This is a genomic window from Bradyrhizobium sp. Cp5.3, from assembly GCF_000426265.1.
Taxonomy (GTDB): Bacteria; Pseudomonadota; Alphaproteobacteria; order Rhizobiales; family Xanthobacteraceae; genus Bradyrhizobium; species Bradyrhizobium neotropicale.
Genome location: NZ_AUFA01000003.1, coordinates 141,985 through 167,392, shown reverse-complemented (window position 1 = coordinate 167,392; position 25,408 = coordinate 141,985). Strand labels below are relative to the sequence as shown.

Genomic DNA, 25,408 nt, shown 5'->3' with positions numbered 1-25,408 from the left:
TTGCTGCCGCGCATCAGGCGCGCCGCAGCCTGAACGGCACTTGAACGAAAGGCCCGGATTGAGGCGGCGACATGGCCGCGCCACATCGTCAGGTCGGCGTAAGCTTCGGCGAACGCGCGGCCGGATCGTTCGACCGGGTCGCTCAGCCCCGCGCGATCAGATCGACTGTTCCCGTCGTGAGGCGGTAGATGCCGCCCACAACCTTCAGCTTGCCTTGTTCCACGGCGGCATTGAGGATCGGCGCGGCCGATTTCAGCTTCGCGACGTTGTCGATCACGTTCTGCCGAATCGCCTTGTCGAGCACCTCCCCGCCCTGCTGCATCGCCGCCTTGGCGGCGGGCGCGATCGCATCGACCAGCGAGGGAATGTGTCCCGGCGGCTGCTTACCGTCCTTGAGCGCCTTCAGCGTGGCATCGACGGCACCGCAACTGTCGTGGCCCAGCACGAGGATCAGCGGCGCGCCGAGCACGGCCACCGCATATTCCAGGCTGGCGACGGTCTCGTCGCCGGCGAAATTTCCGGCGACGCGGCAGACGAACAGATCGCCGCGGCCGGTGTCGAAGGCATATTCCGGTGCGATGCGCGAGTCGGCGCAGCTCAACACGGCAGCGAACGGATTCTGGCCGCCGACCAGCGCCTCGCGCTCGTGCCTGAAATCGTGGCGCCGCGACACGCCGTCGACGTAGCGCGCGTTGCCCTCCATCAGCCGCTTCAGCGCGCCATCCGGCGACAGCACGTTCTGCGGCTTGGGCGGCGTCTTGGTTTCCTTGGCGAAGCCCGCGCCACCGATGACGAGACCAAGTGCCGAGGCGGCAAACAGCATCGCGGACCGCCGCGACGGCACGATCTTGTCCTTAAGGGATTCAGTGCATTTGTCGCACATGTATCGTTTCCCCCAGCGCGATTCGAAAATGTCCGCGCGAACGAGTCGCATCGCCACGATCATAGCCGCGATGACGTGACGAAACCACAACATCTACCGCGACCGCGCCGGAGGCGCCGGCCGAACGGCCGCGCATGCGCGCGACGCTCGGCTGGGGCGTGGACTCGCCCCCCGAAAGCAAACCCATAATGCTCACTTTCAGTTTCATCCTTCATGTCCCGAAGCGGACATTTGGCACCATGCCGGGACTTGCGGTTCGAAAGGCCAGAGGCTGGACGAACCTGCAATCGGATTGGCATCGCCACCGGCGCACATTAACCCCGTCAAATAAACAGGCCGCTTGAACGTCCGTTAGCCGGGAGGAGCAGGAAGGTGGTGACATGAAGCTATACTACGCGCCGGGCACGATATCGCTCATGCCCCATGTCGCCCTGCTCGAGAGTGGTCTTGCCTTTGTCGCCGTAAGGGTCGACGAAGCCAGCAAGAAGACACCGGATGGTGAGGACTACAGAGCCATAAACCCACTGGGGCGGGCGAGACTTCAAGCCTGGCTGAATTTTCTCTCGAGCGAGATGCACAAGGGAGGTCTTGCCCCACTGTTTCACACGGCATTGGACGAGCGAGCGAAGGATGTTTTCCGCGAGCGGTTGAGGGCGCGCTTCGCATTTGTCGACCAGCACCTGTCTACCCGTGAGTATCTGTTGGGTAAGGACTACTCAATTGCCGACGTCGGCTTGTATGTGACGGGCTGGACGCCTCGTGTTGGCTTTGACATTCACACCTACCCGAATTTGGTCGCGCATCACGCTCGGATCGCCAATTGCGACGCCGTACGTGAAGTTCATCGGATCGAGGGACCCATTTCCGGCATACTTGCTTGAAATCGATTGCCCGATAAACTTCGTAGTGATTGGACAGAGCGGTGAACGACTTGACCGATGCGGCAATAGATCTGCCACCCGGCGCTCGGCTGCTTGGACGCGAGTGGTTGGGCTTTGACGAAACGGGCGAAATCGCCTTGATCCGATTTCAGGCTCTTCCGTCATTTGCCAACAGGCACGGGACCATCCAAGGCGGCTTCCTGGCAGCGATGTTGGACTCCGCCACCGGTATCCGCGCGTTGGCAGCGCTTTCCGCGGATTTTACGGCAGTAACCCGCAATCTTGAGACGCGATTTCTAAAACCCGTCACCCCTGGGCCGATCACGGCGAGGGCGCGAATTGTCGAGCGTACGGACCGCGAAATCGTTGTCGAGGCTGCACTTGTCGATGCTCAAGGGGTTACGGTTGCTGAGGCGACTGCCCAGCTACGAGTTCTTCAGAAAAAATAGGTGCTATTCGAGTACGCCCCTCGACCGGCCATAGCGCCTGCTACAGGGGCTGACGGCCTGTAGCGAGACACAGTGGCGCGATTTAATTGGTCCGGAATTGGCCCCTCGCGCCTCCGCGCGACCTTAATCGCTAACGGCAAGGCGGACGCGCCTTTTGCGTCACGCCACCAGGTTTATGGGCTCACGGACTAGAGCTGCTGCACGTCGACGACGCCGGCGACCGCCTTGATCGCGCCGGCGATCTGCGGCGAGACCTTGAAGCGGCCGGGCAGCTTCATCTCCACCTCAGTCTCGAGGTCGAGCATCATCACCAGCGATACCTCGCCGTCACCGTTGGAGCGCGGCGCGATGCCGGGACTGCCGACCTTTGGCGCTCCGCCGTTCGCGGCAGCCATCTCGGGTCCGGCGAGACGTTTGGCGATCGATTCAAGCGGCTTGGTATCGCGCAGGAAGATGCGCAGGCCCTTCTGCGTCTTGGCGGCCGCATCATCCAGCGGCTCGGCATGCAGTACGCGCGCGCGGACGTCCTCGCCCTGAAGCTCGGCGCCGAGCTGGAGCAGCACGGCGGCGCCCGGCTCCAGCACGTCGCGATATTGCGCGAGGCCTTCGGAGAACAGCACCGCCTCGAAATGGCCGGTCGGATCCGACAGGCCCATGATGCCCATCTTGTTGCCGGTCTTGGTGCGCCGCTCCATCCGCGAGACCACGGTGGCCGCGACCTTGCCGGCGGTCGCGCCGGTCTTCACCGCACGCGAGAACTCCGCCCAGCTCTGCACGCGCAGGCGCTTCAGCACGGTCGCGTAGTCGTCGAGCGGATGGCCCGACAGGAAGAAGCCGATCGCGTCGTATTCGCGGCGCAGCCGCTCGGCCGGCAGCCAGGCCTCGATCTGCGGCAGCATGATGGTGGGCGCATCCGCTGACATGCCGAACATGTCGTTCTGGCCGATGGTCTCGGCCTCATGCGCGCGCTGGCACGCGGCCAGGATCGAGTCCGCGCCGGCAAAGACGCGGGCGCGGTTGGGCTCCAGCGTGTCGAACGCGCCGGCAGCGGCGAGACTTTCGATGATGCGCTTGTTGATCGCGCGCGGATTGACGCGCGCGGCGAAGTCGGCGAGCGAGGTGAACAGTCCCCGCTTGGTCCGCTCCTCGATGATCTGATCGATGGCCTGGATGCCGACGCCCTTCAGCGCGGCAAGCGCGTAGTAGATCGTCTTCTCGCCGACGTCGAAGGTCGCGCCGGAGCGGTTGATGTTCGGCGGCTCGACCTTGATGCCGAGGCGCTGCGCCTCGGAGCGGAATTCCGAGAGCTTGTCCGTGTTGTTGAGATCGAGCGTCATCGACGCCGCGATGAACTCCACCGGGTAATGCGCCTTCATGTAGGCGGTGTGGTAGGACACCAGCGCGTAGGCGGCCGCGTGGCTCTTGTTGAAGCCGTAGTCGGCGAATTTCGCGAGCAGCTCGAAGATGGTCTCGGCCTGCCCCTTCGGCACGCCGTTCTTCACTGCGCCGGCGACGAAGATGTCGCGCTGCTTGTCCATCTCGGCGCGGATCTTCTTGCCCATGGCGCGGCGCAACAGGTCGGCGTCGCCGAGCGAGTAGCCCGACATCACCTGCGCGATCTGCATCACCTGTTCCTGGTAGATGATGACGCCGAAGGTTTCCTTGAGGATCGGCTCCAGCACGGGGTGCAGGTATTCCGGTTCCTCGTCGCCGTGCTTGCGCGCGCAATAGGTCGGGATGTTCGCCATCGGGCCCGGGCGATAGAGCGCGACCAGCGCGATGATGTCCTCGAATCGGTCGGGGCGCATGTCGATCAGCGCGCGCCGCATGCCCTGACTTTCAACCTGGAACACGCCGACCACGTCGCCGCGCGCCAGCATCTGGTAACTTTCGGCGTCGTCGATCGGCAGCGTCGCAAGATCGACATGGATGTCGCGCGGCTTGAGCAGCTTCACCGCGACGTCGAGCACGGTCAGCGTCTTCAGGCCGAGGAAGTCGAATTTCACAAGGCCCGCCGGCTCGACCCATTTCATGTTGAACTGGGTCACCGGCATGTCCGACTTGGGATCGCGGTACATCGGCACGAGTTCGCTCAAGGGGCGATCGCCGATCACGATGCCGGCCGCGTGCGTCGAGGCATGACGCGTCAGGCCTTCGAGGCGCTGCGCGATATCGAACGCGCGCGCCACCACCGGGTCTTCATCGCGGAACGCCTGCAGCTTCGGCTCGCTCTCGATCGCGGCGGCCAGCGTCACGGGTGCAGCAGGATTCTGCGGCACCAGCTTCGTCAGCTTGTCGACCTGGCCATAGGGCATCTGCAGCACGCGGCCGACGTCGCGCAGCACGCCGCGCGCCTGCAGCGTTCCGAAGGTGATGATCTGGGCAACCTGGTCGCGGCCATAGCGCTGCTGCACGTACTGGATCACCTCGCCGCGGCGATCCTGGCAGAAGTCGATGTCGAAGTCCGGCATCGAGACGCGTTCCGGATTGAGGAAGCGCTCGAACAGCAGGCCGAACTTGATCGGATCGAGGTCGGTGATGGTCAGCGCCCACGCAACCAGCGAGCCTGCGCCGGAGCCACGGCCCGGCCCGACCGGGATTCCCTGCGACTTCGCCCATTTGATGAAGTCGGACACGATCAGGAAGTAGCCCGCGTACTTCATGCGCATGATGACGTCGAGCTCGAACGCCAGGCGCTTGTTGTAGTCCTCCTCCGTCGTGCCCTGCGACAGGCCGTGCACGCGCAGGCGATTGGCGAGTCCCTCCTCCGCCTGCCGCTTCAGCTCGGCCGCCTCGACCGCTGCGGCATCGGAGCTTGCGGCGGCGCCGACGGTGAAGAACGGGAGGATCGGCTTGCGCGTCATCGGGCGGAACGAGCAGCGTTCGGCGATCTCCACCGTCGAGGCGAGCGCCTCCGGAATGTCGGCGAACAGCACCGCCATCTCGGCGCGGGTCTTGAATCGGTGATCGGGCGTGAGCTGCACGCGATCGGTCTCGGCGATCAGCCGGCCGCCGGCGATGCACAGCAGCGCATCATGCGCTTCGTAATCGTCGGTCGATGCGAAATAAGGCTCGTTGGTCGCGACCAGCGGCAGGCCTTTCGCATAGGCGATGTCGATCAAGCCGCTTTCGACGCGCCGCTCCTTGTCGATGTTGTGGCGCTGCAATTCGATGTAGAGGCGATCGCCGAACAAGCTGGCGAGACGTTCGCAGCGCAAGGCAGCAACCTCGGCCTGCCCCGCGGCAAGCGCCAGCGAGATCGGCCCGTCCGGGCCGCCGGTGAGCGCGATCAGCCCTTCGGTCTCGCCCTCGAGCCAGTCGAACTTGATGTGCGAGGCATGGGTGTCGGGCGTCTCCAGGAAGGCGCGCGAATTCAGCCGCATCAGGCTGCGATAGCCGCGCTCCTGCGCCGCCAGCAACACCACGCGCGACGGCGGAAGCGCGTTGCGCGCATTCGGATCCTGGTCGCCGAAATCGATGGCGAGCTCGCAGCCGACGATCGGCTGGATGCCGGAGCCCGCCATCTTGTCGGAGAACTCCAGCGCACCGAACATGTTGTCGGTGTCGGTGAGCGCTAGGGCCGGCTGGTGGTCCTTCTTGGCGAGCTCGGCCAGCTTGGCGATCTTGATCGAGCCCTTGAGCAGCGAATAGGCCGAGTGAACGTGAAGGTGGACAAATCCGGCGCTCGGCATGGTCGCGTGACGGCCTCTTGCAGATGAAAGTGGAGCGGTCGCCGGCTCCTCAAGGCATCATGCACTCGCCCGGCCGACTCGCGTCACAATGGTGGTGCCTCGCGGGGCCAGAGTCCACGCCGGAGCGGCCGATCGGCCGCGTCGTCCCGCTTTTCCCCAAGGGCCCCCGTGGGGACCCCTCACTCGGGCTCTGAGCAACGAGTTTACAAAGCCGCCGCTCAGAGCTGGGGAATCACCTGCGCCCAGATCGCGATCATCCCGACGAACAGCGTGATCGACGCCAGTGCGGCGGCTTCTTCCACGAAGATCTTCAACATGGCCTTGCTCCATCGCTAGAACGTATGAAGAACATTGTTCTCATTTTGTTCTCAGGAGTCAAGCCGTCTCGGCCATCGCAAAACAGGATGGTTAACTCGCTGACTTCAAACAACAAAAAAGCCCCGGCGCAAGGCCGGGGCTTTCGCGATCCGCTCCGGTGGGAGCGATCGATCAGTACGAGACTCAGTACTTGGCGAGGATCGGACCGCCGAACTTGTAGTTCAGGCGGACGAGGCCCATGTCGACGCCCTGCTTGATGTGGTCGGTCTGAACCAGCACGTTGCCGTTGGTCAGGTTCTGGTCGTGACCACCCAGGAAGATGTGGTTGTACTCAGCGCCAATCGACCAGTTCGGAGCGAAGCCGTATTCGAGGCCGACGCCGACCGTACCGCCCCAGCGGGTGTCCTCATTCGAAGCAATGAACGCGCCGCCCACGGTGCGGACGTCGTACTTGGCGCCGACCACAGCCGCACCGCCCTTGACGTAGACGAGTACGTTGTTCCAGGCGTAGCCGACCTGACCGGTGATCAGACCGAACGAATCGATCTTGGTGCGATTGTTGAAGCCGGTGAGCGCGCTGGTGTTGCTGCCGGAGAAGTCGGCCCAGTTGCCCTGGCCTTCCACACCGAACACCCACTGCGCCGACTGCCAGCGGTAGCCGATCTGGCCACCGACCGTGCCGCCGGTCGCATCGTGCGAACCTTCACGGCCGAAATTGACCAGATCCCAGGTCGCGTGCGACGAGCCGCCGCCGCCGTTGATACCGATGTAGAAGCCGCTCCAGTCGTAGATCGCAGCGACCATCGCGGGCGGCGCCTTGGTGTACGGACGCGCCGCGAGATCGGCAGCCACCGCCGGCGCAGCCGCGCTGAGCGCGACGAGGCTCACGGCAGCAAGCAACAAATTCTTCTTCATTTGATTCCCGTTCCAGTTTCTTCAGTGTAGGCCCCTGGCCATGCGCACCTCTTAGCAGCGATCGACCGAATTGCTGTAACCGTGACGCAACAGTCAGGTCCAAAGGGCCCTGGTTCATTGATGAACATTGAGCAGAGCGCGCTGGAAACCCTTTGAAACAAGGGTTTTCGTGAATTCCAATGTCGACGACACGACATGAGCAGAACACGCGCACGGAACAGTGATGATTGCACAGGGACGTGATCGGAGAATCGTGATGCGCGGACTCGCCACTCTCCCTATTGTCGCCACATTTGCGCTTGCATTCGCCACATTTGCGCCTGCGCGCGCTTATGGCGTGAATCATCCCTTCTGTCTGAGAGGTGATGAATGGCCGGGACTCAGCAATTGCCGCTTCGACAGTTACGCGCAGTGCCAGGCGAGCGCCTCCGGCCGCGCCCTTATCTGCATTGCGAATCCCTATTTCGCGGGACAGTCGGATGATCCCTACGCCTATCCAAATCGTCCGCGCGTTCTCGCACCCGGCTACTCCTGGCCGCGCTGAGAGGCGCCGCGCTCGCCTTGCGCTCGCCGCGATCGGCACGCTCCTCGCGAGCGGGCATGCGCTCGCCCAGACCTATGATCCGCGCTATCCCGTCTGCATGCAGATCTACGGCCCCGTAGGCTATCTCGACTGCCGTTACACCTCGCTGCAACAATGCAGATATCTCGCCGTCGGCCGCTCCGCGACGTGCGTCGAGAATCCGTATTTTCCGCCGAGGACTCCGACGGCCCCTCGCCGATCAAGGCAAGCCTATTAGTTGCATCATCATCAACGTTTTGGGCGCTCGCGCGGGAATGGCCACACACAAATCGGGACGCTGATATGCGGCCTGCCTTGTGCTGGAGCTCCGGTGTTGACGTAGACTGATCCCGGTTTAAGTACGACGGATAAATCTTGCAGGGGTGGCGACGTTCGTTGGGCTGGTTCCCGTTGACGCCACCAATGCAGGACTCATGACGACCTCGCCTCAAGCGACCTCGCCCCACGCCTCCGCGCCCCCTCACCTCGCCATCGTCCTCTTCTCGCTCGCGATGGGCGGCTTTGCGATCGGAACCACCGAATTCGCATCGATGAGCTTGCTGCCGTTTTTCGCCGCCGACCTCGGGATCGACGAGCCGACCGCGGGACACGCGATCAGTGCCTATGCTCTCGGCGTCGTACTGGGCGCGCCCCTGATCGCGGTTCTCGGCGCACGCTTCGCCCGCCGCACGCAGTTGCTGGTCCTGATGGCCGTGTTTGCGCTCGGCAATGGGTTCACCGCGCTTGCACCAGGCTATGGCTGGATGATCGCGGCCCGCTTTCTCTCGGGATTGCCGCACGGCGCTTATTTCGGCATCGCCGCACTGGTCGCGGCCTCGCTCGTTCCCTACGATCGCCGCTCACAGGCGGTCGGCCGCCTGATGCTCGGCCTGACCTCTGCCACGATCGTCGGTGTGCCGCTGGCCAATCTGATTGGCCAAGCGGCCGGGTGGCGCGCGAGCTTCGGACTTGTGTCGTTGCTGGCGTTGCTCACGGTCTTGCTTTGCGCCCTGTTCGCGCCGCGCGACCAGGGCGGCCGGTCGGATCCGCTGCGAGAGCTCGGCGCCTTGAAGAGCGGCCAAGTCTGGATCACGCTGGCAATCGGCGCCATCGGCTTCGGCGGCATGTTCGCCGTCTACACCTATCTTGCGACGACATTGATCGAGGTCACCAAGGTCAGCCCCGCGGTCATTCCGTTCTTTCTGGCCGTGTTCGGGATCGGAGCCACGCTCGGCAATCTGTTCGTGCCGCGCTTCGCGGACCGCGCACTGATGCCGACGGCGGGCGGCATCCTCCTGTTTTCAGCGGGCGCGCTACTGGTGTTTCCGCTCGCCGCCGGCAATCCCTGGCTGCTCGCGGCAGACGTCTTCGCGATCGGTGCCGGCGTCTCGCTCGGAGCGGTCCTGCAGACGCGGCTGATGGATGTGGCGGGCGACGCGCAGGCACTCGCTGCCGCACTGAATCATTCGGCCTTTAACACGGCCAATGCGCTCGGCCCTTTCCTGGGCGGCGTCGCCATTCGGGAAGGGCTGGGCTGGACCTCCACCGGTCCCGTCGGCGCCGCGCTGGCGCTTGCGGGTTTCCTGATCTGGATCGTCGCCTGTCGCGACGCCGGACACGCTCCGGTCGAGATCAGCTCAGGAAAAGACGCAGCTCCACTGGAGAATGCTCCCGCGAGACCGGCGCCACCGCTGGCCCCTGATGACCGAAACCGTTCGGATTCCGCCAGGGAGCCGGTGGCATAACGTCTGCAGACGTGCGGCCAGACCGTGTCCGCAATTCCATCGCTCGCAGGCGGATGCCCACGACCGCTCGGTTATGCCACCCTGGACCGGCGTGTCGATCACGAGCTTCAGCGCAGGATCGTCGTTGGCCTGAAAGCTCGTGTGCGCTACGAACAGCAAGCCCCCTTCGTTTGAATCGGAGGGCACGGAACGGTCCCGTAGGAACAGAAGACGCAGCAGTCGCCCGGCTTGGGCTTGAGCCGGAGACCACAGTCCCTGCAGTCGTAAAAGAACAAGCAGGCATCCGTTGGCATGGTCTCGATTTCCTGATGACCACAAGCCGGACACGTGAGGGTCGATTCCAGTTTCATCAGCTCAACAGGGCTTCGGGCCGGAACACCGAGGGCGCCTTGTGGGCCCTCGGCTCCAACAATCGGCCAAGCGACTTCTGCGCGATGAGGCTTGTCATCCCTGCTTCACCTGATCCGCTCGTCTCAAGCGACGGACTCGACCGGCAGGCCGGCGGCTTTCCATTCGGGGTAGCCGTCCTCGAGCCGGCGGACGCGATAGCCTCGCGCCCGGAGCGCTGCGACCGCTTCGAATGAAAGGACGCAATAGGGGCCGCGGCAATAGGCAACCACTTCCCGGCTCCTCGGAAGTTCGCTCAGGCGTCGTTCCAGCTCGGCAAGCGGGATGTTGAGCGCGCCCGGCAGATGGCCAAGAGCGAATTCGTCTTCCGGGCGCACATCGAGCACCGTGACCAGATCGTCGTGCAATCTTGCGACCAGATCGTCCCGCAAGACAGGTTCGAGCGCATCGCGGGCGTGGAAGTAGTCGGTCACGATGCGGTCGATCTCGGCGATATTCCGCTCGCCGACGCGCCCCAGCGCCTTGATCAGCATGACCACCTCGGCATCGCCGGCCAGACGATAGAGAACATGTTTGCCGCGCCGCGCGGTCTCGACCAGGCGCGCACGCCTGAGGATCTGCAGATGGCGGGAGGTGTTGGCGAAACTCAGATGAGCACGCGCCGATAGCTCCTCGACGCTGCGCACCCCCTGGGCAAGGTGCTCCAGCAGCTCAAGCCGGTGCGGATGGCCCAATGCCTGCGCCACTTCGGCGAGGCCCTCATAGATCGCGTGCTTCGGTCCGGTGCTTGACACGGCAGGTCCTGAATATATCATTCAGCAGATCGATTGAGTGTTGTCTAGCCGCTCTTGGAGAGGAGTGCAAGTCCATGATCCTTCGTCAGTTCTTGCACAGCGATCCCGTCGGCATCTCCTACCTCTTCGGCTGCGGCGGCAAGGCAGCCGGCGCGGTCGTAGATCCCGTCGGCGATATCCAGCCCTACCTCCAGGCCGCCGACAATGCCGGCATGCGCATTCACTTTGTCATCGATACGCATGTCCATGCCGACCACCTTTCGGCAGGCCGGGCTCTCGCCGACGCGGCAGGAGCGGCCTACGTGCTCTCGTCGACCGCGGGCGTGTCGTTTCCGTTCAAAGCTGTGGCCGACGGCGAAGTCCTTCCGCTCGGCAACGTCACGGCAACGGTTCTGCACACGCCGGGTCACACGCCCGAGCACATCTGCATTCTCGTGACAGACCGGACGCGCACCGACGACCCCTGGTTCGTCCTGACCGGTCACACACTGATGGTTGGCGATCTCGGTCGTACCGAACTCGCGGTCAGCGCCGAAGACGGTGCAAAGCAACTGTTTCGCAGCGTGAGCAGGCTGAAAGGCCTGCCGGACTATGTCGAGGTCATGCCCGGCGCCTATGCGGGCTCGGTCTGCGGTCGTCGGCTGAGCGGCAAACCATGGTCGACCATCGGCTTCGAGAAGCGGCACAATCAGGCCTTCGCGATCGAGGACGAAGCCGAGTTCGTTCGGTTCATGGTCGCCGAGATTCCGCCGGCCCCGCCGGAAGCCGCGAAGATCAGAGCCGCCAATTCAGGCGTCACGGCCGCTGCGGCCTGATGACATGAGCGAAGCGGTGTGATGCCATGAGCGATGCGGCAGCCGCCCCGCAACGCGCCCCTTCGGTCCGGCTGGGGCTAAAGGAAAACTGGCCGCAGTTCGCTCTGCTGGTCCTGATCAACGCCTTCGTGGGCGGGATGGTCGGTATCGAGCGAACCGTCGTGCCGCTGATCGGCGCCGAGGAGTTCCATATCGCTTCGACGACGCTTGTCGTCTCCTTCATCGTCAGCTTCGGCGTCGTGAAGGCGTGCGCCAACCTGATCTCCGGCCAGCTCGCCGACAAATGGGGGCGCAAGCGGGTTCTGATCCTCGGCTGGCTCGTCGGCCTTCCCGTGCCTTGCATGATCATCTGGGCGCCAAGCTGGAAATGGGTGATCGCCGCCAATGCCCTGCTCGGCATCAATCAGGGCCTTGCCTGGTCGATGACCGTGATCATGAAGATCGATCTCGTTGGGCCGAAGTCGCGCGGCCTGGCCGTGGGCCTGAACGAGTTCGCCGGATATCTTGCGGTCGGCGTGACTGCCTACCTCACCGGCTATCTGGCGTCGGAGTACGGGCTGCGGCCAACCCCGATCTACCTTGGTGTCGCCTATGCAATCCTCGGCGCCGCGCTCTCGATCCTCCTGGTCCGCGACACGCGCGAACACGTCCGGCTGGAGACCGCGGCGCATGCTCATCAGGCATCCCCGATCAGTTTCCGGGAGATCTTCGTCCTCACCTCGTTCGGGGATCGCAACCTGTTCGCCGCATCGCAGGCCGGGCTGGTGAACAACCTCAACGACGGCATGAGCTGGGGCATCTTTCCGCTGTTCTTCGCCTCCTTCGGTCTCGCCGTTGATCGCATCGGCATATTGAAGGCCGTCTATCCGGCGACGTGGGGCATCCTCCAGGTCGCCACGGGTCCTCTGTCCGACCGCTGGGGCCGCAAGGGCCTGATCGTCGCCGGCATGTGGGTCCAGGCCGCGGGCTTGTTCCTGACGGGGGCAACAGGTCATTTCGAATGGTGGTTCGTCGGCAGTCTGCTGCTCGGGCTTGGCACGGCCATGGTGTACCCGAGCCTGATCGCCGCCGTCTCCGACGCATCACATCCGAGCTGGCGCGCGCGCTCGCTGAGCGTCTATCGTTTCTGGCGCGACCTCGGCTATGCGATTGGCGCACTTTCGGCAGGCATCATTGCCGACCAATTCGGCCTGTCGGCAGCAATCGGGTCCATCGCTGCCCTCACCTTTATCTCCGGCGTCGTCGTGGCGGCGTTCATGCGCGAACGTCCCCACTGAGAAGGCGCGATCGCCCGTCCTGTTTCCGGCATACGCGTCTCGCGTTACCTTTCAGCCTACGGACACGCCCGCTTTTGCCCGTCTGATTCCGAGAGCCAGAATGCGATGCAACAGGTCCGGATATTCGAGGCCGTCATGCCGGGCCGCTGTCGCGAATTCCTGGCTCTTGGCGATTTCGGGATTGGGATTGGCTTCGATGAAATACGGCGTGCCGTCGGACGAGAGGCGAAAATCGATGCGCGCGTATCCGTCGAGGCCCAGCGTCCGGTAAATGCGCTTCGCTGTCCGTTGAATGCGGGCGGACACGTCCGGCGCCAGGTCATCCGCAGGCCCATCTACAATTCCGACACGCTCCTGATAGCTGGGATCGTGCTTGGCCTTCTCGGTCGCGATGCGCCGCGCAACGCGGCCTCCCATGTTACCGAATTTCAGCTCCCAGATCGGCAGAGCTCGTAGCCGATTGTTGCCGAGCACGCCGACATAGAGCTCTCGGCCCTCGATAAACTGCTCCGCGATCGCGGCGGTTTCGATCCGCTCGTGGATGAAGGCGACCCGCTCTGCGAGCTTCTCGTCCGTATCGACGATGGACGCCTGCGAGATGCCCCGGGATCCATCCTCGTTCAGGCTCTTGACGATGAGCGGCAGCGAAAGGCGCGCGGGCCTTTTGACTTTGCGACGCATCGGGAACACCGCGAAGGCCGGCACCGCGATCCGGCGATGATGCACCAGCGTTTTCGACAGGTCTTTGCCGCGCGCCAGGACCAGGCCGCGCGGACCGCACCCGGTATACGGAATCTGCATCAATTCAAGGTAGCTCGCGATGTGCTGGTCATACGTCGTCTGATAGTGGAATTCCTCCAGCAGCGTGAAGACCACATGCGGCTTGAAGCCTTCGATCTCGTCGCGCACCGGCTTGATTTCCTCCTGCACGCCGAGCGGGCGAACGTCATGGCCGGCCGCGCGCAAGGTGCTTACGACGTCGTATTCCGTCTTCCATTCGTTGATTTGCCGCTCGGTATACCCGTCGGTTGAATCCGGAGGCACGAAGTCCGGGTGCATGAGAACCAGGATGCGCCGGCGTCTCATAGCGCGATCCATTTGCGCCGCGACGGACCAAACAGCGCGTGCATGGTCTTGGCAGTCAACAGGACGGTGAAGTCCATCACAAGCCTCCGTTCAGGGCCGACGGCCCGCAGATCGAGCTCGCGGCAACGGGAGATCATGTCATCCAGCACAGCATCCAGCGTAAGTTGGTTCTCACCGGTCCAGCGCGCCACCAACCGCCTGATCTGGGCGCGGTGCCTTCTGATGAAGACTGATGCCGCTTGCTTGCGGCGATGCCGTGGGTCGGCCGAAAACAGCCGAGACAGGTCACGGTCGTAAGTCTTCGGCGGCGTGAAGGCATAGAATGCCTGCTTCTTCTGGTAGTGTTCGCCAAGCGTCTGGTTGAGTACACGCAGTGGATCGACACGCTCACGCGTTGTGAGCAGCGGCCGCTTCCCCGCAATCTCCTCCATCAGTTCGTCGACATATTCCAGCTTCTTCAGCGCCGGCCAGCCAGCATAACGCGTTCGCCAGTTGGACCGCGGCCGCAGCCACACGGCAAAGGTTTCCGCGAAGTCCTCGTCTGGATGGCTCTGCGCATACCAGAGCCGAAGGTGCTGGACATAGCGCCGGCTGGCCGGATTGGGCCGGTAGTAGCGCGGGTAGTGTTTCGAAGAGGGGCCGAACAGCTGTTGCCAGCGCCGGCGACGGTGCAACTGGTAGCCGTGCTGCAAGGCATGACCCGCCTCGTGACGGAGGATAGCCATGCACTCGGACCAGGTGCCGCCCTCGACGTCGAGCATCATCTTGTTCTCGAGCTTCATCAGGCGGGGATGGGCGAGATAGAACGGAATGGCAATGCCGGGCACGTTTGCCGGACTGAACCATTCGCTCGATATCCACGTGTGGGGCCGCAGCCGGATGCCCCGCTCATCGAGCTCTTCGTATAACGTGTGGACGCAGTCCTCGAGCCAGGTGCCTTCGACCGTAACCCTCAGGCTGCTGAGGCGGTGCTGGAGCAGTTGTTGATCCGATAGCTTTTCCCAGGGATATTTCCGGCGCGGCATAGGGCTTCTGAAAGTCGTGAAAACGCGGCGCTCGGATGGTGTCACAGGTTGTTGCCTACAACAACCGTGCCGTTTCGGTTGAAGAACGGCTCGGTCGGTACGGACGGAAGTAGGCGAATCAGGATTTGCCGGGGACCTGGGCACCAAATCGCGCGAGGCTGGCCGCAGCGTTGCGACCAGCGCTATATGTCAACGCCGACTGATCCGCAGGACTTGAAGGTTTGGAGCGAGCGCCCATGCAAGCACCCTTCATGTTTCTGGGCATAGGCAAGCACGCCCATGACAATCAAAGCCACCACGACTAATCCGGCTACTAGGTTCTGCACCATGGCTGCCACTCCGGGTGAACTCATGAACGAGGCGACCGGCCGAATCCCGGGGATCGGCCAGTGGGCGCCTTCGACGCAGCTAGCGCCCGAGAATACTTCCGCGCACACGACAGGGCTTCTTCTTGATCTGCATCAAGCTAGTTGCGGCTTCTCCGCTCCTCGCGGATCATCCGCGCATAGCGAGGCCCGGCATCAACCAGATTGACGTGATGCATGCGGATTATGCTCCGGCTGCACTCCAGCGGCCCACGCGGGCTCTCCGCCCCTGCGCGCCACCAACTCCTGCCGCATTGGTTTGAGCACGAAGACGGCCATCAGGGCGGCAACAACATTGAAGAGCGCGGCGATGATAAAGGCGCCTTTCCAGCCCCCGGTCTCCATCACCAGCACGTTGGCGAGCGGCACCAGCAATGAGGCCGTTCCTTTCGCCGTATAGAGCAAGCCTGCATTCGTTGTGGCGTACTCTACTCCAAAGCAGTCGGTGCAGGTGGCTGGAAAGAGGCTGTAGATCTCACCCCAGGCGAAGAACACAACTCCGCTCAGAAGCACAAACCCGAGGGGGTTCTGCCCATAGACGTACAGAGCCCAGATGCCAAGGCCCTCCAGCAGGAAGGCGATGAACATCGTGTTTTCTCGCCCGAGGAAATCGGAAACCCAGCCAAAGAACGGTCGTGTAAGTCCATTGAGAACTCGGTCGATCGTCAACGCGAATGTCAGCGCAGGCAGAGTGATGCCAATGAGCGTGACCGGCACGGTATCGAGATGGAAGTCCTTGGCGATGGGCTTGAGTTGCGCCGTTGCCATCAACCCGCCCGCCGCCATCAGCACGAACATCGCATACATGACCCAGAACGTCGGCTCTCTGAGTACCTGCAGCGGTTTGTATTGAATACGACTTTGCTGGACAAACCTGCTGCCCGAGGCCTCCGGAGTTTGTCCATGGCGCGGTGCGAACAGCAACAACGACAGCACCACCACGATCAAGCCCTGACCGATGCCGAAGGTGAAGAATGTCGTCTCGTAGCCATGAGTTGAAATCATCCTTTGAATGGGAATGATCGTGAGAGCTGAACCAACGCCGAAGCCTGCGGCCGTCAGTCCGGTCGCGAGACCGCGCCGGTCGGGAAACCACTTGAGTGCGTTGCCGATGCAAGTGCCGTAAACGGCGCCCGCGCCAAGACCGCCGATGATCTGAGCGACGTACAACATCGCAAGCGAATCTGCGGTGGAGTTGAGAACCCATGCGAGCCCGGTAAGACACCCGCCCACAAACACAATAATCCGCGGGCCGAAACGATCGACGAGGTAGCCCTCGACCGGCACTAGCCAGGTTTCAAACAGGACAAAAAGCGTGAACGCCACCTGGATCGAGGCCAGGTTCCAGCCGTGCTTCTGGCTGATGGGAATTGTGAAAAGCGTCCAGCCGTACTGGAGATTGGCGATCATCACCATGCAGATGATGCCGATGATCAATTGGCTCCAACGGGTAGCTTCGGAGGCCTGCTCCGCAGGCCGATCGGTACGTGACATAGCAGTCATCGGGGCACTCCTTCACCCCCCTGACCCTCCGAGTCTTGCTCAGGTTCTGCAGGATCACCATTAGACGGAAGGATGAAGCGAGGCTACGCCCTACACCGGCACTCGCTCCAGCGCGGGATCGTCATTGGCCTGAAAGCTCGTGTGCTCGAACTGGAGCAGACCCCTTGGTCGGATGGTTCATGGTCTTGCGGCCCGACGCCGTGCTGCGGATCTCGGGCGCGTCCCACCGTTTGACGAATTCCGGACTGCGCTGGCATAGCCGCGTCTGCAATTCCGTGAGGGCGATCAGTGCAAATGCCCGCGCCTGCTCGGCCGGAAGGCGACATCGCGGCGTTGGCATGATATCAAAGGGCCGCCAACTGAGGCGGCTTGGTCATGTCGTTCACTTCAAACGCGGTCTGGTTAGTCTGGTTGGTGGGCATACCAAGTCTTGGCTTGGCGAATGCCTACTTCATTTGGAAAATGCGCCGAAGCTTGGCACCGGGCTTGGCTCAGTTCAAAGGCTATACCGATTGGCGGCTTGAGGGGCGGCGCCCCTCCTTTTTGCGAGACCCGTCGGCTTACAGTGAGCGCGGCAAGAAATATCGACGCTGCGCTATCGTGGTCGAGTGTCTATTCCTGCCCTGGTTTTTCGGGGGATTGTTGATGCTGGCATTCCTTCATAGTCGATAATTTCTTCAAGGCCGACGTCCCAAAGTTCGGGGCCGCGTCCGTTCGTGGCCGGACGCGACTTTGCTCTGCGGGGCGGCGATGTTTCCGCCCGGCGCGAGAAGCTGACGCTTGGCCTTTGTGCTCCACCCCTGGACCGGCGTGCAAATCACGAGCTTCAGCGCAGGATCTTCGTTGGCCTGGCTGCGAGCTCAACTCGGAAAGCATGCCCGGGCAGTCAGCGTCACCGGGGAGAGATTGAGAACTTGCGGAAACTGAAATGCATAACTCGCGCTGACCTGGTTGCCGCATGTTGGCGTGGAATAGGTGAATGTCGCCGCTGGGAGCGTGAGGCCGAACGCCTGCTGGGCAGCGTAATTCGTTATGGCGCTGCCGCTTGGGCAGAGCGTGCTGTTGACGGTTGCGCAACGCGCCGCCATTTCAGTCCCATGCTGAATCCCGAGCTGCGTCCAAAACAGCAATCCGAATTCGATGATCCCGAAAATGAACAGGAAAAACACGGGAGCGGTCAGGGCAAATTCCAGCGCGGACGCGCCCCGATTGTCTTGCCATAACGCTGTGAGTTTCACTGCAGCCTCGCAGTGGACTGGGCGTTATAAGAGTACGTGGCCGCCACGATCTGGTAGTTGATGAGCGTATAGTACGTCGCTTGCGCCGAGACCGTCGTATATGTGCCGGCCTGCGCGCCACCGGTGCAAACCGCACCGCAACTGACAGCGCTAACTCCTGCATTCGTTGGGCATCCGCAAAACTGGACCGGCCCAGGTGAAGCGGTGATGGCAGTGGAGTTCGTGGCGCTTGTTACGGCGTTGGAAATGCCACTCGCGTCAAAGCCGCGCGCAATTGCGTATTGCGCGCCCGCTTGTGCGGCATTTTCAACCTGCATCTTGCGATAGATTGCGAGCCCAATGTCGGTCACTGAAACGACCATCAGGGACAGCAACGGGATCATGATGCCGAATTCGACGGCCGCGACGCCACGTCTGTCGCTGACCGCAGCGCGCACGTGTCCCGTTAGAGAATCAATCAATCGATCGCGGATCTTGGATGAAGACTGCTGAATCTGCATCGGGGCCAACCTCATTCGATGAGTTGCGCGGTTTGCGAGCCTATCGTCGCGGTGCCGAGCGCGGAACAATTAACCTGAAGGTTCGAGGTGCCGGTGAACGTCAGCGTATCCGCGATGATTTTGGTGCAGGATGTGCTCGTGCCGTTACCACCACTGAAGCTGAGATTGGCCTTTGGCAGGTAGATGGCACCGCCGAAGTTCTGGGTGCTACCACCCGTGAGATTAAAAGCGGTCCCGGCCGGCATATTCCGGTCGCCATACATGACGATGCCTTTCGTGGAGCCGGTGGTCGGCGCCGTCAAATTGATGGTCGCGTTGCTGCCGATTGAAGCGGTGCCCCAGTTGCTTCCCGACCCCGTAAAAACCAGGGTCACGCCGTTGCCCGTGATTGTGGCGTTTCCCGCGACACTCAGATTGGCGCCGTCCAGATAATAGATACCCGGATCAAGGTTCAGGGTTGCGCCGGCATTGACCGTAATGCTGCCCGCGTAGCAGCCGGGACTGAGGGAGTTCGTTTTTCCATTGGCGTTGACCGTGATCTTGGCATTCGTACAACTCGGCTCCGATGGAGGCGAGACGTTCGCATAGGGATCAGCGACCGGCTGTATGTGCGTTTTAACGCCATTGGTCGCCGTGATGTTGCTCGTGCCGGAGACGTCGCCGACCACGCCGACCTGGTTCGCAGAGACCGATGCACTGCCGGCAACGTTGAGCGATGGGCTCGCACTCGAGTTGCTGTAAAGGTTGCACTTGATCAGGTTGAGCTGGTTGCCGCCGCTCACGTTGACAGCGGGGCTCGCGCTCGCGTTGAGCGCAAGCACGCAGCCTGTCCCGGAATTGGGCAAGGCGACCGCGCGCGCGGTGATGAGTACAGGATCCGAGCCGAACAAGGCTGATAACAGCCGCTGTTGCGGTTGGCTCACGATGACTTCGATCGCTTGCGGATTCGAAGTATAATTGCCCGTTTTCGGCGGTTGGTTCACCGTGACCGTGACGTTGTTTGCCGCGTTCGCGTAACCGTAATTTGCCGTAACCGCATTGGCTTCGGACAAGAGGTCGGTGCCTGCACTTGCCGCTGTTGCAGCGCTCACAGCGCCCGAGTCAGCAGCGCTCTGCATATTCTTGTGTTTGTAGTACCACCATCCCACTTCAGTGCCGAGCCCTGCTGTGCCGACCAGGACCGGCATCAGCAGCGCTGAAATAATGACATAGCTGCCCGACTGGTCTCGAACGAATTGTTGGAACAGGCTGGCGCTCTGTTCGTACAGACGCGCATTACCCCATGGTGCCTTGAATGAACGACTGCAGGGTCTCCGGCGCTCCATGTCCTCTCCTGGGGCGATTGCCACTTTTTCCCGGATACTGATGCAGGCCGACTTAAACCCGCCCCAACGCGAGCGAGACAATTTTAGAGAAACTGTGTGAGAACTGATTGCCGCTCTTTTCGCTCGTCCGTCAGAAGCCGAGGCTTCGCTCTTGTGAGCCTGCGCTCCTACACCGGCGTGTAGATCACGAGCTTCAGCGCGGGATCGTCATTGGCCTGAAAGCTGGTGTGCTCGAACCGGAGCAAGCCCTTGGTTGGATGGTTCATGGTCTTGCGGCCCGACGCCGTGCTGCGGATCTCGTGCGCCTCCCACCATTTGACGAATTCCGGACTGCCCTGGCGTAGCCGCGTCAGCAATTCGGTGAAGGCCGGATCACCGGCCCAGACGTCGTGGGTGGCGCGAAACATCGCGACCATGCTCTTGGCGACGTCAGCCCAGCCCGCGCCGTAGGTTTTTCGCGTCTGCTTGTTCGTCAGTACCAGGAGCAGCGTATTGCGATCCTGCTCCGGCAATTGCCCGAACGCGAAGATGTCCTCGGCGGCCGCGTTCCAGGCCAGCACGTCCCAGCGCCGCCCAGTGATGTAGGCCGGCTGCTTCAGGCTCTCGATCATCCGCCGAATGGGCGGTGGCACGATCTCGGGCGTAAACGGGCGCCTGTCGCCGTCGCGCGCCAGCGCCTTCAGATGTGCGTGCTCGGTCTTGCTGAGGCGCAGCGCACGGGCCAGCGCGTCGACCGTAGTGACTGAGGGGCTCACGGTGCGGCCCTGCTCGAGCCGGATATACCAGTCGACACCGATGCCGGCGAGCTGCGCGACCTCCTCGCGGCGCAGGCCCGCGGTGCGTCGCCTCCGCCCTGCGGGAAGCCCGACCATCTTCGGCGACAGCTTCTCGCGGCGGGACCTGAGGAAATCGCCGAATTCGACGCGGCGTGGGTCGGCCATGGCTTGCTCCCTGCGATGGAGGGTCCAGAGAATACTAGGATAATACCAGGCCTTCCTGCGCCTTCAAGGCGGCCGCATATTCGCTTCACCCGAATATGAGGTGAAGCCCATGAAAGCTGCCGTGCTCAAATCCTTTGGATCGCCGCTCGCGATCGAGAACGTCCCCGACCCGATGCCGGGCACCGGCGAGGTCATCGTCGACGTCGTCGCAACGCGCGTCTTGTCCTACGCGGGCGAGGTCTTCAGCGGGATGCGCAACTACGCGCTCGACCTGCCCGTCATCCCCGGCCCCGGCGGCATCGGCCGGGTCCGCATGATCGGCCCGGACGCGACCAAGCTTGCTGTCGGCGACTGGGTGTTCTGCGATCCGACCGTGCGCTCCCGCGACGACGCGATGGCGCCCGACATCACGCTGCAGGGCTGGAGCGCGCGCGACGAAGGCGGGATGCGCCTGCAAAAGCATTTTCGCCACGGCTCCTTCGCCGAGCAGATGATGGTGCCGACGGAGAACGTGAAGCGGCTCGGCAAGATCACCTCCGACGAAGCCACGCAATGGTGCGCGCTGGGGACGCTGCTCGTGCCCTATGGCGGCTTCCTCGCTGCCGACCTGCGGCCGGGCGAGACCGTGCTGGTGAGCGGCGCCACCGGCAATTTCGGCAGCGCGGCCGTCGCCGTCGCGCTCGCGATGGGCGCGGCCTGCGTGGTGACGCCCGGCCGCAACGACAAGGTTCTCGCCGACCTCGTCCGCCGCTTCGGGATGCGGGTGCGGCCGGTCAAGCTGTCTGGCGACGAGAGCGATGATCGCGAGCAGATGAGGCGCGCGGCACCCGGGCCGATCGATTGCGTGTTCGACATCATGCCGCCCTCGGTCAGCACGAATGTGGTGCGCGCAGCGATCATGACGGTGCGCCCTTACGGACGCGTCGTGCTGATGGGCGGGGTCGGCATGGCGGGTGGCGCAGGCCTCGACCTGCCCTACCCCTGGATCATGCGCAACTGCGTCACCATCCACGGCGTCTGGATGTATCCGCCGGACGCAGCGACGCGCCTGATCGCCCTGGTGCGCGCGGGCCTGTTGCGGCTCGAGGACTACGAGGCGAAGGCGTTCGACCTCGACCATACCAACGAGGCGGTGGCCTATGCGGCGGCCAATGCCGGCCCGTTCAAGATGACGGTGCTCAGGCCGTAGCGCTCGCCCGGGTTGGCATAAGCGATCGCCCTGCCACTGCTGCGAGCATGGCAACGTGCCGGTGTTTTGCCCGACGTGTCAAATGGCAGGCGTCACCGGCAGCGGCAGGCTACTTTGCATGGGGTTGTTTTCGCGTTTTTAGTCGAGCTCGACCACCTGGCCGTTCGACAGCGACACGCGCCGGTCCATGCGGCCGGCGAGCTCCATGTTGTGGGTCGCGATCAGCATCGAGACCCGGGTCGCCTTGACGAGCTGCATCAGGGCCTGGAACACGTGGTCCGCGGTGTGCGGATCCAGGTTGCCGGTCGGCTCGTCCGCCAGCAGCACGCGCGGTGCATTGGCAACCGCGCGCGCGATCGCGACGCGCTGCTGCTCGCCGCCGGACAGCTCCGCCGGTCGGTGCGTGATGCGGTCGCCGAGGCCGAGATAGGACAGGATCTCCTTGGCGCGCTTGATGCTCTCGGAGCGCTTTAGGCCGCGGATCATCTGCGGCAGCATCACGTTCTCCAGCGCCGTGAATTCGGGCAGGAGCCGGTGCGACTGGTAGACGAAGCCGATGTCGGTACGGCGAAGCTGGGTGCGCTCGATGTCGGGCAGCTGCGAGGTCGGCGCGCCCCCGACATAGACCTCGCCGGAATCGGGCGCCTCCAGAAGGCCCGCGATGTGCAGCAGCGTCGACTTGCCCGAGCCCGACGGTGCCACCAGCGCCACCGATTGCCCGGCCCACAGCGCCAGCTTGGCGCCGTCCAGGATGGTCAGCGGCGCCTCGCCCTGCAAGTACTGCCGCTTTATCTCGTGGAGATAAATGACCGGTACATCTTCAGCCCCCTGCTGCTCCATCAGCCCCTCACTCGTACCGGAGCGCTTCGACAGGATCGAGGCGCGCGGCGCGCCAGGACGGGTAGAGCGTCGCCAGGAACGACAGCGTCAGCGCCATGATGACCACCGCCGTGGTCTCGCCGATGTCGATCTCGGCGGGCAGCTTCGAGAGGAAGTAGAGCTCCGGCGAGAACAGCTCGGTGCTGGTCAGCCACGACAGGAACTGCCGGATCGACTCGATGTTGAGGCAGATCACGAGCCCGACGATGAAGCCGACCAGCGTGCCGACCACGCCGATCGAGGCGCCCGTGATCAGGAAGATCCGCATGATCGAGCCTTGCGAGGCGCCCATCGTGCGCAGGATCGCGATGTCACTGCCCTTGTCCTTCACCAGCATGATCAGGCCCGAGACGATGTTCAGCGCCGCGACCAGCACGATCATGGTCAGGATCAGGAACATCACGTTGCGCTCGACCTGGAGCGCGTTGAAGAAGGTCGAGTTGCGTTGCCGCCAGTCGACCAGGAACACCGGGCGGCCCGCGGCCTCCGTCACCGACTTGCGAAAGGCGTCGATCCGGTCGGGGTTGGTGGTGAACACCTCGATCGAGGTGACGTCGTTGCTGCGGTTGAAATAGGCCTGCGCTTCCGCAAGCGGCATGAACACGAAGCCGAGATCGTATTCGGACATGCCGATCTCGAACACGGCGACGATCTTGTATGGCTTGATGCGTGGCGTCGTGCCCATCGGCGTGACCGCCCCCTTCGGCGCAACCAGCGTGATGCTGTCGCCGGCATGGAGCGACAACTGGTCGGCAAGCCGCCGGCCGATCGCAACGCCCTGCCCCTCGTCAAAGCCCTCGATCGAGCCCTGCTTGATGTTCTTGGCAATCGAGGTGAGGTTGTTGAGGTCGTCGGCGCGGATGCCGCGGACCAGCACGCCCGAGGCATTCCAGGGCGAGGACGCCAGCGCCTGGCCGTCGACGACGGGGGCCGCGAGCCGGATGCCCTGCACCTGGCTGATGCGTTCGGCGACGTCCTTCCAGTCGGTCAGCGGCGATTCCAGCGGCTGGACCAGGATATGCCCGTTGAGGCCCAAAATCTTGTCGAGCAGCTCTTTGCGGAAGCCGTTCATCACGGCCATGACGATGATCAGCGTGGCGACGCCGAGCATGATGCCGAGGAAGGAGAACCCGGCGATGACCGAGATGAATCCTTCCTTGCGGCGCGCCCGCAGGTAACGAGCCGACAGCATCCACTCGAATGGCGCGAAAGGCGCGGTTTGCACGGTTTCGGTCATGGCCTCATCCATCGCTCGATAATCCCATGATTCGGGGTCAATTGTGGCCGGATTGGCGGCCTCGATATCGCGCGATGAACAATATTCAGCCGACCAGGCGAGCGACCGCGTCGGCCGGCGACATGGTCTCGCGGGCGCCGTCGCTACGCCGCTTGATCTCGACCTTGCCGTCGGCGAGCCCCTTCGGGCCTATCATGATCTGCCAGGGAATGCCGATCAGATCGGCAGCGGCGAATTTGGCGCCGGCGCGCTGGTCGGTGTCGTCATAGAGCACGTCGACGCCCTTGGCGCTGAGCTCGGCATAGAGCTTTTCGCAGGCCGCATCGACCGCGGCGTCGCCCTGCTTGAGGTTCAGCACCACGGCGCGGAACGGGGCCACCGCCTCCGGCCATTTGATGCCGGCATCGTCATGGCAGGCCTCGATGATGGCACCGAGCAGGCGGGAGACGCCGACGCCGTAGGAACCACCATGGATCGGCACGTCGACGCCATCGGGACCTGCCACCAGCGCCTTCATCGGCTCGGAGTACTTCGTGCCGAAATAGAAGATCTGGCCGACCTCGATGCCGCGAGTGTTGAGCCGCTTGTCCTCGGGCACTTCCTTTTCGAAGCGCGCGGCGTCGTGGACGTCCTCGGTGGCGGCGTAGACCGACGTCCATTGCCTGATGATCGGCGTCAGATCGCCGTCATAGTCGACGTCCTCGCCCGGCACGGGAAGATCCAGCACGTCGCGATTGATGAACACGCCGGATTCGCCGGTTTCGGCGAGCACGATGAACTCGTGGCTGAGATCGCCGCCGATCGGGCCGGTCTCGGCGCGCATCGGGATCGCCTTCAGCCCCATCCGCGCGAAGGTGCGCAAATAGGCGACGAACATCTTGTTGTAGGCGACGCGCGCGCCCGCTTCGCTGAGATCGAAGGAATAGGCGTCCTTCATCAGGAATTCGCGACCGCGCATCACGCCGAAGCGCGGACGCTGCTCGTCGCGGAATTTCCATTGGATATGATAGAGATTGAGCGGGAGGTTCTTGTACGACTTCACATAGGCGCGGAAGATCTCGGTGATCATTTCCTCGTTGGTCGGCCCGTACAGGAGCTCGCGCTTGTGACGGTCGGCAATGCGCAGCATCTCCGGGCCATAGGCATCGTAGCGGCCGCTCTCGCGCCAGAGGTCGGCGAGCTGGAGCGTCGGCATCAACAGTTCCAGCGCGCCGGAACGGTCCTGCTCCTCGCGCACGATCTGCTCGATCTTCTTCAGCACCCGGAAGCCCAGCGGCAGCCAGGCATAGATGCCGGCCGCTTCCTGCCGGATCATGCCGGCGCGCAGCATCAGGCGATGCGAGACGATCTCCGCCTCTTTCGGATTTTCCTTCAGGATGGGCAGAAAGAACCGCGACAACCGCATGGAGACACTCGAAGAATCAGTGAGGGGTTGCAGTGA

The 25,408-nt window shown here is 63.2% G+C and carries 25 protein-coding genes; 8 read left to right on the top strand and 17 right to left on the bottom strand.

The genetic code is table 11. From position 1 onward, the window contains the following. Nucleotides 1-142: 142 nt before the first annotated feature. The gene (locus K289_RS0106080; protein WP_027550676.1) at nt 143-883 is read right to left on the bottom strand and encodes a carbonic anhydrase; all 741 of its coding nucleotides are present in this window, start codon (nt 881-883) and stop codon (nt 143-145) included. After that, on the bottom strand, nt 864-1,091 hold the full coding sequence (locus K289_RS50195; protein ID WP_156917818.1) for a hypothetical protein: 228 nt from the start codon (nt 1,089-1,091) through the stop codon (nt 864-866). Before K289_RS50195 ends, K289_RS0106080 begins: the two co-directional genes overlap by 20 nt. A gap of 172 nt (nt 1,092-1,263) precedes the next feature. Here K289_RS50195 and K289_RS0106075 point away from each other — a divergent pair, with 172 nt between their 5' ends. Together K289_RS0106075 and K289_RS0106070 are read left to right on the top strand one after the other, a co-directional pair. Next, on the top strand, nt 1,264-1,764 hold the full coding sequence (locus K289_RS0106075; protein ID WP_027550675.1) for a glutathione binding-like protein: 501 nt from the start codon (nt 1,264-1,266) through the stop codon (nt 1,762-1,764). Between the two features lie 41 nt (nt 1,765-1,805). Further along, on the top strand, nt 1,806-2,213 hold the full coding sequence (locus K289_RS0106070; protein ID WP_027550674.1) for a PaaI family thioesterase: 408 nt from the start codon (nt 1,806-1,808) through the stop codon (nt 2,211-2,213). A gap of 188 nt (nt 2,214-2,401) precedes the next feature. On the opposite strand, the gene dnaE is transcribed toward K289_RS0106070, so the two are convergent. Beyond that, nucleotides 2,402-5,905 carry a DNA polymerase III subunit alpha gene (dnaE, locus tag K289_RS0106065; protein ID WP_027550673.1) on the bottom strand — a complete coding sequence of 1,168 codons (3,504 nt, stop codon included), beginning with the start codon at nt 5,903-5,905 and terminating at the stop codon, nt 2,402-2,404. 501 nt (nt 5,906-6,406) lie between these two features. After that, nucleotides 6,407-7,138 carry an outer membrane protein gene (locus K289_RS0106055; protein ID WP_027550672.1) on the bottom strand — a complete coding sequence of 244 codons (732 nt, stop codon included), beginning with the start codon at nt 7,136-7,138 and terminating at the stop codon, nt 6,407-6,409. Nucleotides 7,139-7,394: 256 nt separating this feature from the next. Between K289_RS0106055 and K289_RS43950 the strand changes: the two genes are divergently transcribed. The 3 genes from K289_RS43950 (at nt 7,395) to K289_RS0106045 (ending at nt 9,445) form a co-directional block, all read left to right on the top strand. After that, nucleotides 7,395-7,682, top strand: coding sequence for a DUF3551 domain-containing protein (locus K289_RS43950; RefSeq protein ID WP_035683989.1), 288 nt, complete (start codon nt 7,395-7,397; stop codon nt 7,680-7,682). Then, entirely contained in the window at nt 7,639-7,938 is a 300-nt protein-coding gene (locus tag K289_RS48465) for a DUF3551 domain-containing protein (RefSeq protein ID WP_256379994.1), read from the top strand. Before K289_RS43950 ends, K289_RS48465 begins: the two co-directional genes overlap by 44 nt. Nucleotides 7,939-8,134: 196 nt before the next feature. Further along, entirely contained in the window at nt 8,135-9,445 is a 1,311-nt protein-coding gene (locus K289_RS0106045) for an MFS transporter (protein ID WP_035684118.1), read from the top strand. 146 nt (nt 9,446-9,591) lie between these two features. On the opposite strand, the gene K289_RS52180 is transcribed toward K289_RS0106045, so the two are convergent. Further along, nucleotides 9,592-9,795, bottom strand: a complete 204-nt coding sequence (locus tag K289_RS52180) for a GDCCVxC domain-containing (seleno)protein (protein WP_084788558.1) — start codon at nt 9,793-9,795, stop codon at nt 9,592-9,594. A gap of 123 nt (nt 9,796-9,918) precedes the next feature. Continuing rightward, nucleotides 9,919-10,587 carry a metalloregulator ArsR/SmtB family transcription factor gene (locus tag K289_RS0106040; RefSeq protein WP_027550669.1) on the bottom strand — a complete coding sequence of 223 codons (669 nt, stop codon included), beginning with the start codon at nt 10,585-10,587 and terminating at the stop codon, nt 9,919-9,921. Nucleotides 10,588-10,661: 74 nt separating this feature from the next. Between K289_RS0106040 and K289_RS0106035 the strand changes: the two genes are divergently transcribed. Continuing rightward, the gene (locus K289_RS0106035; protein WP_027550668.1) at nt 10,662-11,402 is read left to right on the top strand and encodes an MBL fold metallo-hydrolase; all 741 of its coding nucleotides are present in this window, start codon (nt 10,662-10,664) and stop codon (nt 11,400-11,402) included. Nucleotides 11,403-11,428: 26 nt separating this feature from the next. Beyond that, a complete protein-coding gene (locus tag K289_RS0106030) occupies nt 11,429-12,679 on the top strand; it encodes an MFS transporter (protein ID WP_027550667.1) in 1,251 nt (416 codons plus the stop codon). A 51-nt stretch (nt 12,680-12,730) separates the two neighbouring features. Here the strand turns inward: K289_RS0106030 and K289_RS0106025 are convergent, their stop codons facing one another. From K289_RS0106025 to K289_RS0105995, 8 genes are all read right to left on the bottom strand, one after another. Further along, a complete protein-coding gene (locus tag K289_RS0106025; protein ID WP_027550666.1) occupies nt 12,731-13,765 on the bottom strand; it encodes an ATP-grasp domain-containing protein in 1,035 nt (344 codons plus the stop codon). Next, a complete protein-coding gene (locus K289_RS0106020) occupies nt 13,762-14,790 on the bottom strand; it encodes a putative zinc-binding metallopeptidase (protein WP_027550665.1) in 1,029 nt (342 codons plus the stop codon). The genes K289_RS0106025 and K289_RS0106020 overlap by 4 nt, the downstream gene beginning before the upstream one ends. Before the next feature lie 521 nt (nt 14,791-15,311). Continuing rightward, on the bottom strand, nt 15,312-16,658 hold the full coding sequence (gene oxlT / locus K289_RS43945) for an oxalate/formate MFS antiporter (protein ID WP_198024664.1): 1,347 nt from the start codon (nt 16,656-16,658) through the stop codon (nt 15,312-15,314). A gap of 121 nt (nt 16,659-16,779) precedes the next feature. After that, a complete protein-coding gene (locus K289_RS50185) occupies nt 16,780-16,998 on the bottom strand; it encodes a hypothetical protein (RefSeq protein ID WP_245283854.1) in 219 nt (72 codons plus the stop codon). Nucleotides 16,999-17,518: 520 nt separating this feature from the next. Then, on the bottom strand, nt 17,519-17,896 hold the full coding sequence (locus K289_RS0106010; RefSeq protein ID WP_035683984.1) for a TadE/TadG family type IV pilus assembly protein: 378 nt from the start codon (nt 17,894-17,896) through the stop codon (nt 17,519-17,521). After that, nucleotides 17,893-18,396 carry a TadE/TadG family type IV pilus assembly protein gene (locus K289_RS0106005; RefSeq protein ID WP_245283853.1) on the bottom strand — a complete coding sequence of 168 codons (504 nt, stop codon included), beginning with the start codon at nt 18,394-18,396 and terminating at the stop codon, nt 17,893-17,895. Before K289_RS0106005 ends, K289_RS0106010 begins: the two co-directional genes overlap by 4 nt. Before the next feature lie 11 nt (nt 18,397-18,407). Then, nucleotides 18,408-19,721: a TadE/TadG family type IV pilus assembly protein gene (locus K289_RS0106000; protein ID WP_245283852.1), complete on the bottom strand. Its 1,314-nt coding sequence runs from the start codon at nt 19,719-19,721 to the stop codon at nt 18,408-18,410. A 167-nt stretch (nt 19,722-19,888) separates the two neighbouring features. After that, a complete protein-coding gene (locus K289_RS0105995; protein ID WP_027550661.1) occupies nt 19,889-20,662 on the bottom strand; it encodes a helix-turn-helix transcriptional regulator in 774 nt (257 codons plus the stop codon). A 109-nt stretch (nt 20,663-20,771) separates the two neighbouring features. On the opposite strand from K289_RS0105995, the gene K289_RS0105990 reads away from it, so the two are divergent. Beyond that, nucleotides 20,772-21,851, top strand: a complete 1,080-nt coding sequence (locus tag K289_RS0105990) for a zinc-binding alcohol dehydrogenase family protein (protein ID WP_027550660.1) — start codon at nt 20,772-20,774, stop codon at nt 21,849-21,851. Between the two features lie 138 nt (nt 21,852-21,989). Here K289_RS0105990 and K289_RS0105985 read toward each other — a convergent pair whose 3' ends face one another. From K289_RS0105985 to proS, 3 genes are all read right to left on the bottom strand, one after another. After that, on the bottom strand, nt 21,990-22,691 hold the full coding sequence (locus K289_RS0105985) for an ABC transporter ATP-binding protein (RefSeq protein ID WP_027550659.1): 702 nt from the start codon (nt 22,689-22,691) through the stop codon (nt 21,990-21,992). 7 nt (nt 22,692-22,698) lie between these two features. Beyond that, complete coding sequence (locus tag K289_RS0105980; RefSeq protein WP_027550658.1) at nt 22,699-23,979, bottom strand: lipoprotein-releasing ABC transporter permease subunit; 1,281 nt, start codon at nt 23,977-23,979, stop codon at nt 22,699-22,701. A gap of 73 nt (nt 23,980-24,052) precedes the next feature. Then, the gene (gene proS / locus K289_RS0105975) at nt 24,053-25,372 is read right to left on the bottom strand and encodes a proline--tRNA ligase (RefSeq protein WP_027550657.1); all 1,320 of its coding nucleotides are present in this window, start codon (nt 25,370-25,372) and stop codon (nt 24,053-24,055) included. Nucleotides 25,373-25,408: the final 36 nt, after the last annotated feature.

Bases quoted from the DNA above. Each gene is read 5' to 3' on its own strand.
- K289_RS0106080 (WP_027550676.1), bottom strand. From the start codon at position 883: ATGTGCGACAAATGCACTGAATCCCTTAAGGACAAGATCGTGCCGTCG.
- K289_RS50195 (WP_156917818.1), bottom strand. From the start codon at position 1,091: ATGAAACTGAAAGTGAGCATTATGGGTTTGCTTTCGGGGGGCGAGTCC.
- K289_RS0106075 (WP_027550675.1), top strand. From the start codon at position 1,264: ATGAAGCTATACTACGCGCCGGGCACGATATCGCTCATGCCCCATGTC.
- dnaE (WP_027550673.1), bottom strand. From the start codon at position 5,905: ATGCCGAGCGCCGGATTTGTCCACCTTCACGTTCACTCGGCCTATTCG.
- K289_RS0106055 (WP_027550672.1), bottom strand. From the start codon at position 7,138: ATGAAGAAGAATTTGTTGCTTGCTGCCGTGAGCCTCGTCGCGCTCAGC.
- K289_RS43950 (WP_035683989.1), top strand. From the start codon at position 7,395: ATGCGCGGACTCGCCACTCTCCCTATTGTCGCCACATTTGCGCTTGCA.
- K289_RS0106045 (WP_035684118.1), top strand. From the start codon at position 8,135: ATGACGACCTCGCCTCAAGCGACCTCGCCCCACGCCTCCGCGCCCCCT.
- K289_RS52180 (WP_084788558.1), bottom strand. From the start codon at position 9,795: ATGAAACTGGAATCGACCCTCACGTGTCCGGCTTGTGGTCATCAGGAA.
- K289_RS0106035 (WP_027550668.1), top strand. From the start codon at position 10,662: ATGATCCTTCGTCAGTTCTTGCACAGCGATCCCGTCGGCATCTCCTAC.
- K289_RS0106030 (WP_027550667.1), top strand. From the start codon at position 11,429: ATGAGCGATGCGGCAGCCGCCCCGCAACGCGCCCCTTCGGTCCGGCTG.
- K289_RS0106025 (WP_027550666.1), bottom strand. From the start codon at position 13,765: ATGAGACGCCGGCGCATCCTGGTTCTCATGCACCCGGACTTCGTGCCT.
- K289_RS0106020 (WP_027550665.1), bottom strand. From the start codon at position 14,790: ATGCCGCGCCGGAAATATCCCTGGGAAAAGCTATCGGATCAACAACTG.
- oxlT (WP_198024664.1), bottom strand. From the start codon at position 16,658: ATGACTGCTATGTCACGTACCGATCGGCCTGCGGAGCAGGCCTCCGAA.
- K289_RS50185 (WP_245283854.1), bottom strand. From the start codon at position 16,998: ATGCCAACGCCGCGATGTCGCCTTCCGGCCGAGCAGGCGCGGGCATTT.
- K289_RS0106005 (WP_245283853.1), bottom strand. From the start codon at position 18,396: ATGCAGATTCAGCAGTCTTCATCCAAGATCCGCGATCGATTGATTGAT.
- K289_RS0106000 (WP_245283852.1), bottom strand. From the start codon at position 19,721: ATGGAGCGCCGGAGACCCTGCAGTCGTTCATTCAAGGCACCATGGGGT.
- K289_RS0105995 (WP_027550661.1), bottom strand. From the start codon at position 20,662: ATGGCCGACCCACGCCGCGTCGAATTCGGCGATTTCCTCAGGTCCCGC.
- K289_RS0105990 (WP_027550660.1), top strand. From the start codon at position 20,772: ATGAAAGCTGCCGTGCTCAAATCCTTTGGATCGCCGCTCGCGATCGAG.
- K289_RS0105985 (WP_027550659.1), bottom strand. From the start codon at position 22,691: ATGGAGCAGCAGGGGGCTGAAGATGTACCGGTCATTTATCTCCACGAG.
- K289_RS0105980 (WP_027550658.1), bottom strand. From the start codon at position 23,979: ATGGATGAGGCCATGACCGAAACCGTGCAAACCGCGCCTTTCGCGCCA.
- proS (WP_027550657.1), bottom strand. From the start codon at position 25,372: ATGCGGTTGTCGCGGTTCTTTCTGCCCATCCTGAAGGAAAATCCGAAA.